The organism is Microbacterium sufflavum (assembly GCF_023091155.1).
Lineage (GTDB): Bacteria > Actinomycetota > Actinomycetes > Actinomycetales > Microbacteriaceae > Microbacterium > Microbacterium sufflavum.
In genome coordinates, this window is record NZ_JAHWXK010000001.1 from 1,740,310 (window position 1) to 1,755,297 (window position 14,988).

The following is a 14,988-nucleotide window of genomic DNA, read 5'->3' on the forward strand; positions in this document are numbered from 1 at the left end:
AGATCATGACTGCACCCGAACGACAGATCTCCACCACGGTCCTCGTGATCGGCACCGGCGGCTCCGGCCTGCGGGCGGCGATCGAGGTCGCCGAACACGGCGTCGACGTGCTCGCCGTGGGCAAACGCCCCCGTCAGGACGCCCACACCTCCCTCGCGGCGGGCGGCATCAACGCGGCCCTCGGCACGATGGACGCCGACGACAGCTGGCAGCAGCACGCCGCCGACACCATCAAGGAGAGCTACCTCCTGGCCAACCCGCACACCGTCGAGGTGGTGACGCGCGGCGCCGAGCGCGGCATCCGCGACCTCGAGCGCTGGGGCATGGACTTCGCCCGCGAGGACGACGGTCGCATCTCCCAGCGGTTCTTCGGCGCGCACACCTACCGTCGCACCGCGTTCTCGGGCGACTACACGGGGCTCGAGATCCAGCGCACCCTGGTCCGCAGGGCCGAGCAGCTCGACGTCCCGATCCTCGACAACGTCTACATCACCCGCCTGCTCGTGCGCGACAACGTCGTGTTCGGCGCGTACGGCTTCGACCAGGCCGACGGCACCCGCTATCTCATCCACGCCGACGCCGTGATCCTCGCGGCCGGAGGCCACAACCGCATCTGGCGGCGCACCTCCTCCCGACGCGACGAGAACACGGGCGACTCCTTCCGGCTCGCCGTCGACGCGGGCGCGCGACTGCGCGATCCCGAGCTCGTGCAGTTCCACCCCTCCGGCATCATCGAGCCGGAGAACGCGGCAGGGACGCTCATCTCGGAGGCGGCGCGCGGCGAGGGCGGCATCCTGCGCAACGCGCTCGGCGAGCGATTCATGGAGCGCTACGACCCCGAGCGGAAGGAGCTCTCCACGCGCGACCGCGTCGCGCTCGCCGCGTACACCGAGATCCAGGAGGGGCGCGGCACCGAGAACGGCGGCGTGTGGCTCGACGTGTCGCACCTGCCGCGCGAGACGATCATGACCCGGCTGCCGCGCGTCTACCAGACGATGATGGAGCTGCAGATGCTCGACATCACGACCGACCCGATCGAGATCGCCCCCACCGCGCACTATTCGATGGGCGGCGTCTGGGTGCGGTCCGAGGACCACGGCACCGATGTCGAGGGCCTCTACGCGATCGGCGAGGCGTCGAGCGGGCTGCACGGTGCGAACCGGCTGGGCGGCAACTCGCTGATCGAGCTGCTCGTGTACGGGCGGATCGTCGGTCAGGCGGCGATGGCGCACGCCGCGGGGCTCGACGCCCAGCGGCGGTCGGCGGGGGCGGTCGCGGCGGCCCGCGCCGAGATCGACGACCTGCTCGCGGCCGAGGGGCGCGAGAACGTGCGCGCCCTGCAGCGCGCGATCCGCAACCTCATGACCGAGTACGCCGGAGTGGTGCGCTCGGAGGAGGGGCTGCGGGCCGGGCTCGCCGATCTCGACCTGATCGAAGGGCGCATGGAGGACATCGGCATCCACCCGGACATCGCCGGGTTCCAGGACCTCGCCCACGCGTTCGATCTGAAGGCCTCCGCGCTCGCCGCCCGTGCCACGCTGGAGGCGGCGCGGGAACGGCGCGAGACGCGTGGCTGCCACAACCGCAGCGACTACCCCGACACCGATCCGACGCTGCAGGTCAACCTGGTGTGGTCGCCCGCGACCGGCGTCACCCGCGAGGAGATCCCGCCCGTCCCCGCCGAGATCGCCGAGCTGATGCGCGACGTCGACACCGCCGGGAAGCTCGTGGAGTAACCCTCTGGCCCGTCGCTCCTCCCGTTGTTCGTCAGAGCGATCCAGGGAGGAGCGACGGGGGCGTCACTGCCCCGAGGGGTCGTTCTCGCCGACCTGGGGCTGTCCGATCACGCCGATGCCGACCGCCTCGTGGTCGGGTTCGGGGTCGCCCTTCCGCTCCGGTGCCTTCGGCTCCTGGCCCGGGGCCTTCTCGGTGCTCGGCTCTTCGAGCTCCTCCGTGCTCGGCACCTCGGACGGGTCGGCGTCCTCCGGCGACTCGGCCTCCGGCGGAGTGCTCGCCTCGCCCTCGTCCGCGTCGGCGGTGGGGGCGTGCGTGGTCTGGCCCTCCGACGCCGGGGTCGGGGTGGGCGTCTGCGCCTCGGCCGAGAGCTCGTCCGTGGACTCCGGCTCGGGGGCTTCGGGTTCGGGAGTGCTGGTGGTCATGATCGTCCCTTCCTGCGCTGTCGTGCCTCCAGCGTGCCCCGCCGAGCGGCCGAGCTGAAGGGGCTTGACGGGCGGGCGGCCGGGTCCCCGACGCGCTCGGGTTAACCACGATGAACCGAGATGCCGGAACCCGGCGTAGCCTGGAGGGGTGACTGCGTACGTCTCGGCCTTCGACCTGTTCTCCATCGGAGTGGGGCCGTCGAGCTCGCACACCGTCGGCCCCATGCGCGCGGCCGTCGACTTCGCGCAGCGGCTCACGGCGTCGGGCGAGCTGGGCCGCGTCACCCGCGTCGGCTGCACGCTGTACGGCTCCCTGGGCGCGACCGGCATCGGCCACGGCACGCCCGACGCGGTGGTCGCCGGGCTCCGCGGCCTCCGCCCCGAGACGTGCGACCCGGCCGCCGTGCGGGCCGCGTGGCAGGAGTTCCCCGACGGCGCCGCCCTGCGCCTCGGCAGGGTCCACGACGTGGCGTTCGCGAAGGACGACATCGTGTTCGCGCCGCGCACGCGTCTGCCCGGTCACCCCAACGCCATGACCCTGACCGCCACCGCCGCGGACGGCGCCGTGGTGGCCGAGGACACCTACTACTCCATCGGCGGCGGGTTCATCCGGCGCGACGGCGAAGCGGCGAAGATCTCGACGGGCGCGTTCCCCTACCCGTACGCCGATGCCGCGTCGCTCCTGGCGCTGTGCGACGAGGAGGGCCTGTCGATCGCGGAGGTCGCGCGCCGCAACGAGATGGCGCTGCGCAGCGAAGCGGAGGTGGCGGCCGGGCTCGACGCCATCTGGGATGCGATGTCGGGGTGCGTCGATGCGGGGCTGCACGCCGACGGTGTGCTGCCGGGGATCCTCAAGGTCAAGCGACGGGCGGGCACGATCCGCGGCCAGCTCGAGGCGGTCGAGGCCGAGGGGCACCGCGAGCTCCCGGGCGAGTGGCTCGGGGCGTTCGCGCTCGCGGTGAACGAGGAGAACGCGGCGGGCGGCCGCGTCGTGACGGCACCGACGAACGGCGCCGCGGGGATCCTTCCGGCCGTGGCGATGTACTGGTGGCGGTTCCTGGCGGACTCCGGCCTCGGCGCCGGCAACGCCGTCACCCCGTACGGCGAGCTCGTCGGCAGCGCACTGCTGGGCTTCGAGGGCACGCCGCCACCGGTCACCGCGGCCGAGGAACGCGAAGACCCGGCGGTCGCCGAGGCCAACCGCCGCCGCGGCATCCGTCGCTTCCTGCTCACCGCGACCGCGCTCGGCTCGCTGTTCAAGGCCAATGCCTCCATCTCCGGCGCGGAGGGCGGGTGCCAGGCCGAGGTCGGCTCCGCGTGCGCGATGGCCGCCGGCGGGCTCACGGCCGTGATGGGCGGCACGAACCGGCAGATCGAGAACGCGGCCGAGATCGCCATGGAGCACCACCTCGGCCTCACGTGCGACCCGATCGGCGGGCTGGTGCAGATCCCGTGCATCGAACGGAACGCGATCGCCGCCTCGACCGCGGTGACCGCGGCCCGCCTCGCCCTGCGCGGTGACGGCAGCCACTACGTCTCGCTCGATGCCGTGGTCGAGACCATGCGGCAGACGGGGGCGGACATGTCGACCAAGTACAAGGAGACGAGCGAGGGCGGTCTCGCGGTCAACGTCATCGAGTGCTGAGCGGGCGGGTGTCGGAGCCGACGGATAGCCTCGGAGCGGACGTCGACGCGCGGCCTGTCGGACCCGGCGGATACCCTCGTGGCGGGGCCGGAGAGCGGGAGGGTGCGGATGGACTCGTTCTGGGAGCCGACGTCCACACGGCGAAGGCAGCAGCCGGTCGTCTCGGTCCGGGCGTCCTCGGATGCCCCGCCCATCGATGGCCGCTGGCCCACGAGCATTCCCGCGGTGGCGCAAGTGCTGCGGGAGGGCATCGACCTCGACCCCGGTGTGACCTTCCTCGTCGGTGAGAACGGCAGCGGCAAGTCCACCCTGGTGGAGGGCATCGCGATCGCGTACGGCCTGTCGCCCGAGGGCGGCTCGCGGCAGGCGCGACACCGCACCAGGGCGACCGAGTCCGAGCTGTCGAGCTGGTTGCGGCTGCAGCGCGGTATCGGCGCCGATCGCTGGGGCTTCTTCCTCCGCGCCGAGACGATGCACTCCTTCTACACCTACCTGGAGGAGAACCCGTCGACGAGCGGCGCCGAGGTGTCGTTCCACGAGATGAGTCACGGCGAGTCGTTCCTGGCCGTGCTCGAGAGCCGGTTCGACGATCCCGGGTTCTACTGCCTCGACGAGCCGGAGGCCGCGCTGTCGTTCACGTCGACGCTGTCGCTGATGGCCGTGCTGCGGCGCATCGCCGACGAGGGAGGCCAGGTGCTGTGCGCGACGCACTCCCCGGTCCTCGCCGCTCTTCCGGGAGCGACGATCCTGGAGGTGGGGGAGTGGGGTCTGCGCCCGGCGGCCTGGGAAGACCTGGAGCTCGTGCGGCACTGGCGCTCGTTCCTCGGCGAGCCCGGCCGGTACCTGCGACACCTGCTGGACTGAGCCGCGTCCGGCGGGAGGCCGCCGTCGTGCGGGTCGTAGGCTGGCGGGCATGACCGAGCACACCGCACCCCGCCGACGCGGTCGCCCGCGCGGGGGGACGGACTCGCGCGAGCGCATCCTGGCGGCCGCGGTCGACGAGTTCGGCGAGCAGGGGTACGACGGCTCGACGGTCCGCTCGATCGCGGGGCGCGCCGGGGTGGACTCGGCACTCGTGCACCACTACTTCGGCACCAAGGCCGACCTCTTCGCGGAGGCGGTCGGGATACCGCTGCGACCCGACATCGACGTGCCCGGCATCGTCGCGGGGCCGCGGGACGAGGTGGGCGAGCGGCTGGTGCGCTACGTGCTGGAGGCGTTCGAGCGCCCCGAGGTGCGGCGCCGCGGTGTCATGCTGATCCGCACGGCGCTCGGCAGCCGCGTCACCTCGCCGCTGCTCGCGGGCTTCCTGGCGCGCGAGCTGATCGGGCGCATCGCGAAGCTGCTGGCCGTTCCCGATGCGGAGCTGCGCGCGACGCTGGTGGCCTCGCAGATCGCGGGACTGATCGTGACGCGCTACGTGCTGGCGCTCGGGCCCCTCGCGGCGGCGGACATCGGCGACCTCGTGCACCGCGTCGGTCCCACGGTGCAGCGGTACCTGTTCGACTGAGACCGCGGCTCCTCGCCGTTGACCGTGGGGGCACAGCGGGCGCATAATTCATCGCATGATGAATAACGCGGCGGTCGCGATCGCGCAGCTCCGGGTGCGACGGGGAAAGGTGCGGGTGTTCGACGGCGTCGACCTCACCATCCCGCGCGGACAGGTCACCGGACTGCTGGGTCCCTCCGGCTGCGGCAAGACCACCCTCATGCGCTCGATCGTGGGGGTCCAGCGCGTCGAATCGGGCGACGTGACCGTGCTGGGCGAGCCGGGCGGATCGCGACAGCTCCGGAACCGGGTGGCCTACGGCACCCAGGGTGCGGCGGTGTACGGCGACCTCACGGTGCGGCAGAACCTCGTCTACGTCGCCGCGCTGCTCGGGGCTCCCCGGGGCGATGTGGAGCGCGTGATCGACGAGGTCGGGTTGCGGGGCCAGGCGGGCCAGCTGGTCGAGTCGCTCAGCGGCGGGCAGTCCACGCGCGTCTCCCTCGCGATGGCCCTCGTCGGCGCGCCGGAGCTGATCGTGCTGGACGAGCCGACCGTCGGCCTCGACCCCGTGCTGCGCGCCGACCTGTGGACCCTGTTCCGCGGCCTGGCCGACCGCGGCGTGACCCTGATCGTCTCCAGCCACGTGATGGACGAGGCGCTGCGCTGCGATCGGCTGCTGCTGATGCGCGACGGGCGGATCATCGCCGACACGACGCCCGCGTCGCTGCTGGCCGACACGGGCGCCGCGGATCCGGAGGCGGCCTTCCTCACGCTGATCGAACGGGACCGTGCGGCAGAGCACATCACGCGCCGATCCCGACGCGGTGCCCGGGAGCACGGAGAGGAGCAGGGGGAATGAACGGCCGCCGCATGTTCGCGACCGCGGCCCGCGTGCTGACGCAGCTGCGGCACGACCCTCGCTCGATCGCGCTGATGCTCGTCGCCCCCAGCCTGCTGGTCGGACTGTTCGCCTGGCTGTTCGCGGAGCAGGAGGGCGTGTTCGACCAGTTCGGCGGGGCGATCCTGGCACTGTTCCCGTTCATCGTGATGTTCCTCATCACCTCGATCACCACGCTGCGCGAGCGCCGCTCCGGCACCCTCGAACGGCTCATGACCACCCCGCTCGGCAAGGCCGACTTCATCCTCGGGTATGCCCTGGCCTTCGGGCTCATGGCACTGCTGCAGGCGGTGATCACGGTGTCGTTCGCGGTGGGGGTGTGCGGGCTCGACGTGGAGGGCGAGCTGTGGCAGCTGGGCCTGGTCGCGGTGGTCGACGCCCTGCTCGGCACCGCGCTCGGGCTGCTCGCGAGTGCGTTCGCGCAGACGGAGTTCCAGGCGGTGCAGTTCATGCCGGTGCTGGTGTTCCCGCAGATCATCCTCGGCGGGCTGTTCATGCCGCGCGACCAGATGCCCGACGTTCTGCACACGATCTCGGACTGGCTGCCGCTCAGCTACGCGATCGACACGATCAACGCGGTCGCCGCGGGCGACGGCGGGTGGGACGTGTACCGCCCGCTGCTCGTGGTGGTCGCGTTCTGCGTCGGAGCGCTCGTGCTCGCGTCGCTCACGCTGCGGCGTCGCACGGCCTGACCAGGCGGCCTCCGCTCAGCGCGGCGTGCGGTTCTTCGTGTGTCGGGTGGGGGCGGCCGACCACGGGTCCTCCGGCCAGGGGTGCTTGGGGTAGCGTCCGCGCATCTCGGCGCGCACCTGCGCGTACGGCCCCGACCAGAACGACGCGAGATCGTCGGTGACCGCGAGCGGACGCCCGGCGGGGGACAGCAGGTGGAACAGCACGGGCACGCGGTCGTCGACGAGTCGGGGAGTCTCGGCCCAGCCGAAGCACTCCTGCAGCTTCACAGCCACAACGGGGCGCGCGGACGTGTCGTCCGCGTCGGGATAGCCGATCCGCACGCGCGAGCCGCTGGGCACCTCGAGCCGCTCGGGGACGAGGGCATCGAGGCGCGACGCCTCGGGCCAGAGGAGCAGCCGGCGCAACGGCGAGGCCAGGTCGATCCGTGCCGCCGGAGTGCCGGCGGCGAGGGCGTCGAGCTCGGGCCCGAGCCACGCGTCGAGGGTCGCGAGCAGGCCGGCATCCGACACGTCGGGCCACGGGTCGCCGAGCTCGCGCCGCACCAGCGACAGACGACGACGCAGGGTGTCGGCCGCCTCCGACCACGCGAACACGCCGAGCCCGTCGCGTTGCAGCGCCCGGCGAACGGCATCTCTGCCCTCGTCGGCGGAGGCACGCACCGGCACCGAAGCTCGCAGGATCGCGCCGATGCGGCGCTCGCGCCTGGCCTGCACGCGTCCGTTCGTGAACGCGGCCTCGACCCGGTCGGTCATCAGGTGCTGTGCGGCCCGCTCCATCTGCGCCTCGGACAGCGCCGCAGCGGCACGGATGATCGCTCCCGACCCTGCCGCCGCACGCCCCGCGGCGCGCGTGACGTCGGCGACCGCGATCCACTCCGACGCCGCGAGCGGTCCGCGCATCCCCGCCCTGGTGCCGGACGCGAGCAGGAACGTCGCCCCGTCGGCCGTGCGCTCGACTCGCTGCGCGATCCGCTCGGGGAAGGCGAGGGCGATCACGAGACCCGTGCCGTCGAGACCGGAGCGGACGCCCGGCGTCGCGGGGACCAGTCGTCGGAGGCGATCCGCGTCGGTGCGCCACCGGGCGTCGGGAGTGCGTCCGCTGCGGAGAGCGACGAGCGCCTGCGCCGCGTCGGCATCGGCGATGCGCACGTCGCCGCTCAGCAGGGCGACGACCTCGGCCGCCAGCGCCGCACCCACGAGCGGACTGCCGTCGCGGAGCGCGCGGGCGAGCCGCGGGTCGGTCGGGATCCGCGCCAGGTCACGGCCCTCGACGGTGGCGCGTCCTTCGTCGTCGATCGCGCCGAGTGCGCCCAGCACCGTCAGGGCGTCCGCCAGGCTGTCGGCCGGCGGTGGGTCGATCAGGCGCAGTCCCGCGCCGCCGGGCGCACCCCAGCACGCGAGCAGCAGTGCGGCATCCGTCAGATCGGCCACCGCGATCTCGGGGGCGGGGCGGGCGGGTGCCGCGGCGTAGGTGCGTTCGTCGACGCAGCGCACCACGATGCCCGGTCCCTGACGCGTGGCGCGGCCGGCGCGCTGCACGCACGAGGAGCGGGGTGCGGCGGTCGTGACGAGTCCTGTCATCCCGCGGGCGGCGTCGCGCTGCGGCTGTCGCGCCAGGCAGCTGTCCACCACCAGGCGCACCCCCGGCACGGTGAGCGACGATTCGGCGAGCGACGTCGTGACGATGATGCGCGGCGGCTCGGAGGCGCGCCTCCCGCGGATCACGGCGTCCTGCGCGGCGGCGGGGAGCTGACCGTGCAGCTCGCGCACGTCGTACGACCCGTCGGCGTCACGGACGCGGCGGGCGATCTCCGCCACCTCGCGAGCTCCCGGTGCGAAGACCAGCACGTCGGCGGTCGGATCGTCGCGGGTCAGGTCGCGCGCGGCGGAGACGGTGGTGCGGGCGACGTGATCCAGGAACCCCCACGTCACCCCGCGCTCGTCGAGCCGCGGGCCGGGGCTCGGCGCCCAGCGCTCGGTGAGCGGAAAGGCGGGCACCGCGTGCTCGACGACGGCAGCCGGACGCTCGTCTGTGCCGATGACGCCGGCGATGCGGGCGGCGTCGAGGGTCGCGGACATCGCGACGAGCGTCAGGTCGTCGCGCAGCTGCCGCACCTCCGACAGCAGCCCGATCAGCAGGTCGGTCTCGAGAGCTCGCTCGTGCACCTCGTCGATGATCACGGCGTCAACGCCGTCGAGGCCCGGGTCGTCGAGCAGCCGCCGCAGCAGCACCCCGGCCGTGACGAACTCGACCCGGGTCGACGGTCCGACGGAGCGCTCGCCGCGCACGGTGAATCCCACGCGCTCGCCCAGGGTGGAGCCGTCGAGCTGCGCGAGTCGTCGGGCCGCTGCGCGTGCCGCCACGCGGCGGGGTTGTGTCACGATCACGCGGCCGGGAACGCGAGAGGCGAGCAGGGGCGGGACGAGTGTGGTCTTGCCGGTGCCGGGCGGAGCGCTCACCACGACCGCATGGTCGACGTCGAGGGCCGCAGCGACGTCGGGGAGGGCGGCCGCGAACGAGAGCCCAGCGCCGATCGCGGCGAGGTCGAAGGCGGCGGACGTCATCGCCCCAGTCTGCCGGTTCACGACGTGTCCCCTCCTGCGCCGCCGGCCTCCGATCGGGCCCTCAGCCCACCCGAGGCTCAGGAATCGAGGAGTCGTGTACGTCGCCGGACGCAGACAGCGGATGCCGCGACCCGGTGGGCCGCGGCATCCGCTGTCCTGTCGCGCTTACTCCGTGGTGGCAATCGCTCACTCCGCGGTGGCAATCGCGCTCACTCCGCGGTGGCTGTCGCGCTCACGTCACTGTCCTGTCGCGCCTACTCCGTGGCGGCTGCCGGGGGCGCGGGGGGCGGCGGCGTGGTCGGGGCGGGCGTACGCGGCGCCGACGTGGGCGCGGCGGGGGCACCCGCCTCCGCGACGCCGGCACCGATGCCGCGACCGACGGCCTGGCCCTGGATGATCCCGGCGAGGTCGAGCCCGGTCGCGGAGTGCACGCTGTCGAACACCGAGCGCAGAGCCTTCGCGCTGTCGGCGCCGACGACCTGGGAGGCCCCATCGTCGCCGGAGCCGCCCACGATCGAGACGTTGCCGATCGCGGCGTAGCCCTTGGCGAACTCGGCCATGATCGACGGCAGCACCTCCAGCACGCGCTGCGACAGGAAGGCGTCCTGGTTGGAGGCGATGGCCTTGGCCTCGGCCTCGACGGCGGCCGCGCGCGCCTCACCCTCGGCACGGATGGCCTCGGCCTCGGCGTTCGCGCGCAGGCGGCGGGCCTCGGCCTCGGCTTCGGCCTGTGCCCGCAGCGCATCGGCGTCACCCGTGGCCTTCGCGATGGCGGCCGCGGCCTCACCGTCGGCCCGGGCCTTGTCGGCCTGCGCCTGCTGCTCGGCGATGCGCGTGCGGGCCTCGGCCTGCTTGACCTGCTCGATCGCGGCGGCCTCGGCGGCGCGCTCACGCGTGTAGAGCTCGGCCTGCGCGCGCGTCTCGGCCTCGTAGCGCTGGGCGTCGGCCACGCGCTTCACGTCGGCGTCGAGCTGAGCCTGCTTGTTCTCCGCCTGCTGCTGCAGCACGGCCTGCTCGGCCTGCGCGCGGGCGAGCTGTTCGGCCTGCTCCGCCTCGGCACGCGCTCGTCCGATGCCGGCGTTCGCGTTGGCGGTGTTGGTGTCGAGCGCCGTCTGCTCGACGAGGTTCGCCTCCTGGTTGGCGATGTTCTTCTGGTTGATCGCGCGGTCGGCGTTGGTCTGCGAGATCTCGGCGGCCTGTCGCTTCGCCTGGATCTCCGGCGCCCCGAGCGACTGGATGTAGCCGACCTTGTCGGTGATGCCCTTGATCTGGAAGGAGTCGAGGATGAGGCCCTGCTCCGCGAGCTCCTGCGAGACGTCGGCCGCGATCTGGTCGGAGAACTTCTTCCGTTCCCGCATGAGCTCGACGACCGAGAGTGTCGCGACGATGCCGCGCAGCGCACCCTCGAGCTGCTCGGTGGTGAACTGCTCGATCGCCTTGTCCTGCGACGCGAAGCGCTCCGCGGCACGCCGCACGAGCAGCGGGTCGGAGCCGATCTTCACGATCGCGACGCCGTCGACGTTGAGGGTGACGTTGTCGAGCGACTGCGCCTCCGCGTTGAGCGAGACCTGACGGGAGCGCAGGGAGATGATCTCGTGGCGCTGCGTGATCGGGTTGACGAGGGACTTGCCGTTGACGATCACCGTGACCGGCGACTCCGACAGCTCCGAGCGGCTCGTGCCGTCGGCGGCGATCACCGCGCGCTGCACCTTCTGCTTGCGGCCCGAGATGACGAGCGCCTCATCGGCCCTGGCCACCTTGATCCAGCTGCGGGCGAACAGCAGCAGGATCAGCAGCAGGATGACCGCTGCGACGACGGCGATACCGATGATGATGAGGATGCCGACGATTCCGGCGATCTCCATGGATGACCTCCCTTGGTCCCCCCGAGGGGGCGGTCTGACGGGCCCGCGCGGTGTGCCGGGACTCGGTTCCACCCTGCCAGAAACCCCGGAGGGCCCGCTCTGCGCGGGGGTGATCGCCGACACATCGGGGAGAAGATGCGGCAGAGGCGGGGTGGGGAGAAGGGCTCATGCCCCGTTCACGCGGTCGCGGTCAGCGGTTGCGGAGCTTCTCCGCGAGGTCGCGCAGCTGGCGCAGCTCGTCGTCGTCGAGCCGGGACATGCGTGACGCGATGGAGCGGCCGTGCACCGTGGCGAGGGAACGGAAGGCCCGGGCGCCGGCGTCGGTCGCGCGGATCAGTGCGCCGCGGCCGTCATCCGGGTCGGGGCACTTGGCGACGAGCCCGCGGGCGACCATGCGATCGACGAGGCGGGAGACGCTGGGCTGGCTGATCAGCATGTTCGCGGTGATGTCGCGCAGTCGCGCCGTCATGTCGGGGGAGCGGGTGACGGTGAGGAGCACGTCGTATTCGGCCTGCGCGAGCTCGTTGTGATCGAAGTCGGCCATCATGTCCGTGAACAGCTCGTGCTGCGCGCGGAACAGGCTCTCCCAGGCCTCCAGGGCGAGCTTGCGATCGGTCATCCTCACAGCGTAGCGGCCACAGTAAAGGGCCGGTCGGAGAGGCTCCCGACCGGCCCTTGTCCCTTGCACCAAGAGTGTCCTGCAATCACATGCGGTGGATGCCACAGCAAACATTCACCGTGCGATCACTGTATAACGACGAGGTAACGAATGCAACGGTTTGATCACGGAATCTTTGCGCGACGCGCGGGGCCGATCCGACCGAGTCGGCCGGAACCCGCCGCGGGGCGCTCGCGGCTTGCTCTTTATATCGATAGTCATCAATATGGAGTCACGTCCACCTCGCGGTCTCAGCCACCCGTTGACCCATCCACCCAGGAGCGCCATGACCGCCACCACCCCCTCCGTCCTCTTCGTCTGCGTGCACAACGCCGGGCGCTCGCAGATGGCCGCGGGGTTCCTCCGCGAGCTCGCCGGTGACCGCATCGAGGTGAGGTCCGCGGGGTCGCTGCCCGCGGACCGCATCAATCCCGTCGCAGTGGAGGCCATGGCCGAGGTCGGGATCGACATCACCGCCGAGCAGCCGAAGGTGCTCACCGTGGACGCCGTCAAGGCGTCGGACGTCGTGATCACGATGGGATGCGGCGACGCGTGCCCCATCTTCCCCGGAAAGCGCTACGAGGACTGGACGCTCGAGGATCCGGCAGGGCAGGGGATCGAGGCGGTGCGACCGATCCGCGATGACATCCGCACGCGGATCGAGGCGCTCGTGGGAGAGCTGATCTGAGCCGAGCTCCGGGCTCACCGTCCGTGGGCGTGGGCGTTCCTCGCCCTTTCCCCCGAAGTGGGATATATTGCTGAAACGTAGAACTTCACTCTCCAATACTCCCCAACTGGAGGAACGCGTGACACTCTCAGGTGGTCCGCTCGAGCGTCGGTCGATGAGCGACGAGGCGTTCGTGCGGCTGCAGGACGCCATCATCAGCGGAGAGCTGCCCCCGGGGGAGCGACTGCGCGACTACGAACTCGCGGAACGCCTCGGCACCTCCAAGACACCGATCCGTCATGCGCTCGACCGCCTGGCCGACAACGGGCTCGTCGAGATGCAGCGCAACCGCTACACGCGGGTCGCCCCCATCGATCTCAACCGGGTCCGCAATGCGGTCGACCTGTTCGGCGACATCTGGATCGGCTCGGTGCGTCACGTGCTGCCGGTGATCCAGGACGACGACGTGTCGTATCTGGTCGAGCTCGCGGACGACATGGCGACGGCGGTCAATTCCCGAGACGTCATCGGGTTCGGCGCCGCACTGCGCGGTGCCGCGACCGGGTTCGCTCGCATCGAGGGCAACGCGGCGCGGGCGACGGTGATCGAGCGGCTCGGTCCTCAGATCCGCCGCTTCAGCCAGCACTCCAAAGACGTGTTCGACTGGGCGGCGGTGGGCGACGTGGTCGCCTCGATCCGTGACGCCCTCGAGGAGCGCGACGCCGTCAAGATCCGTGCCGTGCTCGTCACGCTGTTCGACGAGGTGCTGCCCTCCATCATCGACCGCGCGGAGGCCGAGGGCCTCGCCGGCACGACGGCCGAGTAGGACGAGGACACCGAACGAGGGCGGCCGCGCGGTGCGGCCGCCCTCGTCGTGTCCGGCGCTCTCGCGCTACGGCGTCAGGCGGTGCAGGTCGCGCGGGAACAGCGTGACCTCGCGGACGTTGGGCGCGTCGACGAGTCGCGCGATCCAGCGCTCCAGGCCGATCGCGAACCCGCCGTGCGGCGGCATCCCGTGCGCGAACGCCTCGAGGTAGCCGCGGTAAGCGTCGGGCGATTCGCCCCCGGCCTCGATCGCGGCGACCAGTTCGGAGTGACGGTGCCGCCGCTGCCCGCCCGTCACCAGCTCCAGCCCCCGGAAGAGCAGGTCGAAGCTGTTGCTCCAGCGCTCGTCGTCGGGTTGCGGGTGCGTGTAGAACGGACGCTTGGCCATCGGGTACCCCTCGACCGCGAGCACGTCGCTGCCGAACTCGGCCATGGCCCACTCGCCGAGCGCTCGCTCGTGCGCCGGTGCCAGGTCGGGCTCGTCGTCGGGCGCCCCCACCAGGCGCAGCGCGTCGCGGAAGTGGATGACCGGGATCTCCTCGGGGATCGTCGGCAGCGGCACCCGGAGCTGCGCCACGGCCGCGGCCGCCTCCGTGCGGATCCCGTCGAGCATTCCTCGCAGCACCTCCCCCAGGAGCGACAGCACGTCGCGGTGGTCGCGGACGAAGCCGAACTCCACATCGAGCGACACGTACTCGGCCAGGTGCCGCACGGTGTCATGGGGCTCTGCGCGGAACACCGGCCCCACCTCGTACACGCGCTCGAACACCCCGACGAGCTGCTGCTTGTAGAACTGCGGGCTCTGCGCCAGATACGCCGGACGGCCGAAGTAGTCCACGGGGAACACGTTCGCGCCCGACTCCGTCGCGGTCGCCACGATCTTCGGCGTGTGGACCTCGGTGAAGCCGGCGGCGTCGAGCGTGCGGCGAAAGGCCCGCAGGCTCGCGGCCGCCAGTTCCCAGGTCGCCCGGCGGGCGGGGTGGCGCCACAGCACCGGCGCGTGGTCGAGCAGCGTGTGCAGCGTCGCGTCGAGGGTCGGCCGCCACAGGTCCACCACGGGGGTCGCTGCGGGCTCGGACAGCAGCTCGATCCGAGGCGAGGCGACCTCGACGCCACCGGGCGCCTGCGGGTTCGCGGATACGGTGCCGGTGACGCGGACGACGGTCTCCTCGGGCGGCAGGCCGCCGTCGGGCAGCTCGCTCGGCCGCAGCACGACCTGCGCCAGCCCGGAGCGGTCGCGCAGGATCAGGAAGGCGACGGAGGCGAGCTGGCGGCGGCGGTGCACGTGGCCGAGGAGCGTGACGCTCCGGCCCGGCGCGGTGCGGGACAGTTCGGTCGCGAGCGTGCGACCGGGGTCGGGTGATCTCATTCTTCCTCCAGGTTGTGGAAGCCCTGGAGGTGCGGGCGGGGGCTAGATCGCGGTGCCACCACACCTTCGCCGGTGAGACACCGGCCTCTCGTCGGTACGCCGGACGCGCGGGGACCGCTTGCCGTCGAGGCCGGGGGTCGTCACGCCCCGCAGTCG

The 14,988-nt window shown here is 72.2% G+C and carries 13 protein-coding genes; 8 read left to right on the plus strand and 5 right to left on the minus strand.

Annotated elements, in window-relative coordinates:
* Positions 1-5: 5 nt before the first annotated feature.
* Positions 6-1,736, plus strand: a complete 1,731-nt coding sequence (locus KZC56_RS08480) for an L-aspartate oxidase (RefSeq protein ID WP_247638351.1) — start codon at positions 6-8, stop codon at positions 1,734-1,736.
* Positions 1,737-1,799: 63 nt separating this feature from the next.
* Here KZC56_RS08480 and KZC56_RS08485 read toward each other — a convergent pair whose 3' ends face one another.
* Positions 1,800-2,159, minus strand: coding sequence for a hypothetical protein (locus KZC56_RS08485; RefSeq protein WP_136045091.1), 360 nt, complete (start codon positions 2,157-2,159; stop codon positions 1,800-1,802).
* 148 nt (positions 2,160-2,307) lie between these two features.
* Between KZC56_RS08485 and KZC56_RS08490 the strand changes: the two genes are divergently transcribed.
* From KZC56_RS08490 to KZC56_RS08510, 5 genes are all read left to right on the plus strand, one after another.
* Positions 2,308-3,804, plus strand: coding sequence for an L-serine ammonia-lyase, iron-sulfur-dependent, subunit alpha (locus KZC56_RS08490; protein ID WP_247638352.1), 1,497 nt, complete (start codon positions 2,308-2,310; stop codon positions 3,802-3,804).
* Positions 3,805-3,912: 108 nt separating this feature from the next.
* Positions 3,913-4,668, plus strand: coding sequence for an AAA family ATPase (locus KZC56_RS08495; protein WP_136028989.1), 756 nt, complete (start codon positions 3,913-3,915; stop codon positions 4,666-4,668).
* A gap of 49 nt (positions 4,669-4,717) precedes the next feature.
* A complete protein-coding gene (locus KZC56_RS08500) occupies positions 4,718-5,314 on the plus strand; it encodes a TetR/AcrR family transcriptional regulator (protein ID WP_136028991.1) in 597 nt (198 codons plus the stop codon).
* Between the two features lie 55 nt (positions 5,315-5,369).
* Entirely contained in the window at positions 5,370-6,152 is a 783-nt protein-coding gene (locus KZC56_RS08505; RefSeq protein WP_247638353.1) for an ABC transporter ATP-binding protein, read from the plus strand.
* The gene (locus tag KZC56_RS08510; RefSeq protein ID WP_136028994.1) at positions 6,149-6,883 is read left to right on the plus strand and encodes an ABC transporter permease; all 735 of its coding nucleotides are present in this window, start codon (positions 6,149-6,151) and stop codon (positions 6,881-6,883) included. Before KZC56_RS08505 ends, KZC56_RS08510 begins: the two co-directional genes overlap by 4 nt.
* 15 nt (positions 6,884-6,898) lie before the next feature.
* Here KZC56_RS08510 and hrpB read toward each other — a convergent pair whose 3' ends face one another.
* The 3 genes from hrpB to KZC56_RS08525 all read right to left on the minus strand — a co-directional run bounded on the left by hrpB (position 6,899) and on the right by KZC56_RS08525 (position 11,932).
* A complete protein-coding gene (hrpB, locus tag KZC56_RS08515; protein ID WP_247638354.1) occupies positions 6,899-9,448 on the minus strand; it encodes an ATP-dependent helicase HrpB in 2,550 nt (849 codons plus the stop codon).
* 254 nt (positions 9,449-9,702) lie between these two features.
* Positions 9,703-11,313 carry an SPFH domain-containing protein gene (locus KZC56_RS08520; protein ID WP_247638355.1) on the minus strand — a complete coding sequence of 537 codons (1,611 nt, stop codon included), beginning with the start codon at positions 11,311-11,313 and terminating at the stop codon, positions 9,703-9,705.
* A 190-nt stretch (positions 11,314-11,503) separates the two neighbouring features.
* Positions 11,504-11,932 carry a MarR family winged helix-turn-helix transcriptional regulator gene (locus KZC56_RS08525; RefSeq protein ID WP_136031703.1) on the minus strand — a complete coding sequence of 143 codons (429 nt, stop codon included), beginning with the start codon at positions 11,930-11,932 and terminating at the stop codon, positions 11,504-11,506.
* Positions 11,933-12,257: 325 nt separating this feature from the next.
* Between KZC56_RS08525 and KZC56_RS08530 the strand changes: the two genes are divergently transcribed.
* Together KZC56_RS08530 and KZC56_RS08535 are read left to right on the plus strand one after the other, a co-directional pair.
* A complete protein-coding gene (locus tag KZC56_RS08530; RefSeq protein WP_136036779.1) occupies positions 12,258-12,659 on the plus strand; it encodes an arsenate reductase ArsC in 402 nt (133 codons plus the stop codon).
* A 154-nt stretch (positions 12,660-12,813) separates the two neighbouring features.
* Positions 12,814-13,464 carry a GntR family transcriptional regulator gene (locus KZC56_RS08535; RefSeq protein WP_136031707.1) on the plus strand — a complete coding sequence of 217 codons (651 nt, stop codon included), beginning with the start codon at positions 12,814-12,816 and terminating at the stop codon, positions 13,462-13,464.
* A gap of 66 nt (positions 13,465-13,530) precedes the next feature.
* On the opposite strand, the gene aspS is transcribed toward KZC56_RS08535, so the two are convergent.
* Complete coding sequence (gene aspS / locus KZC56_RS08540; protein ID WP_247638356.1) at positions 13,531-14,832, minus strand: aspartate--tRNA(Asn) ligase; 1,302 nt, start codon at positions 14,830-14,832, stop codon at positions 13,531-13,533.
* Positions 14,833-14,988 lie beyond the last annotated feature (156 nt).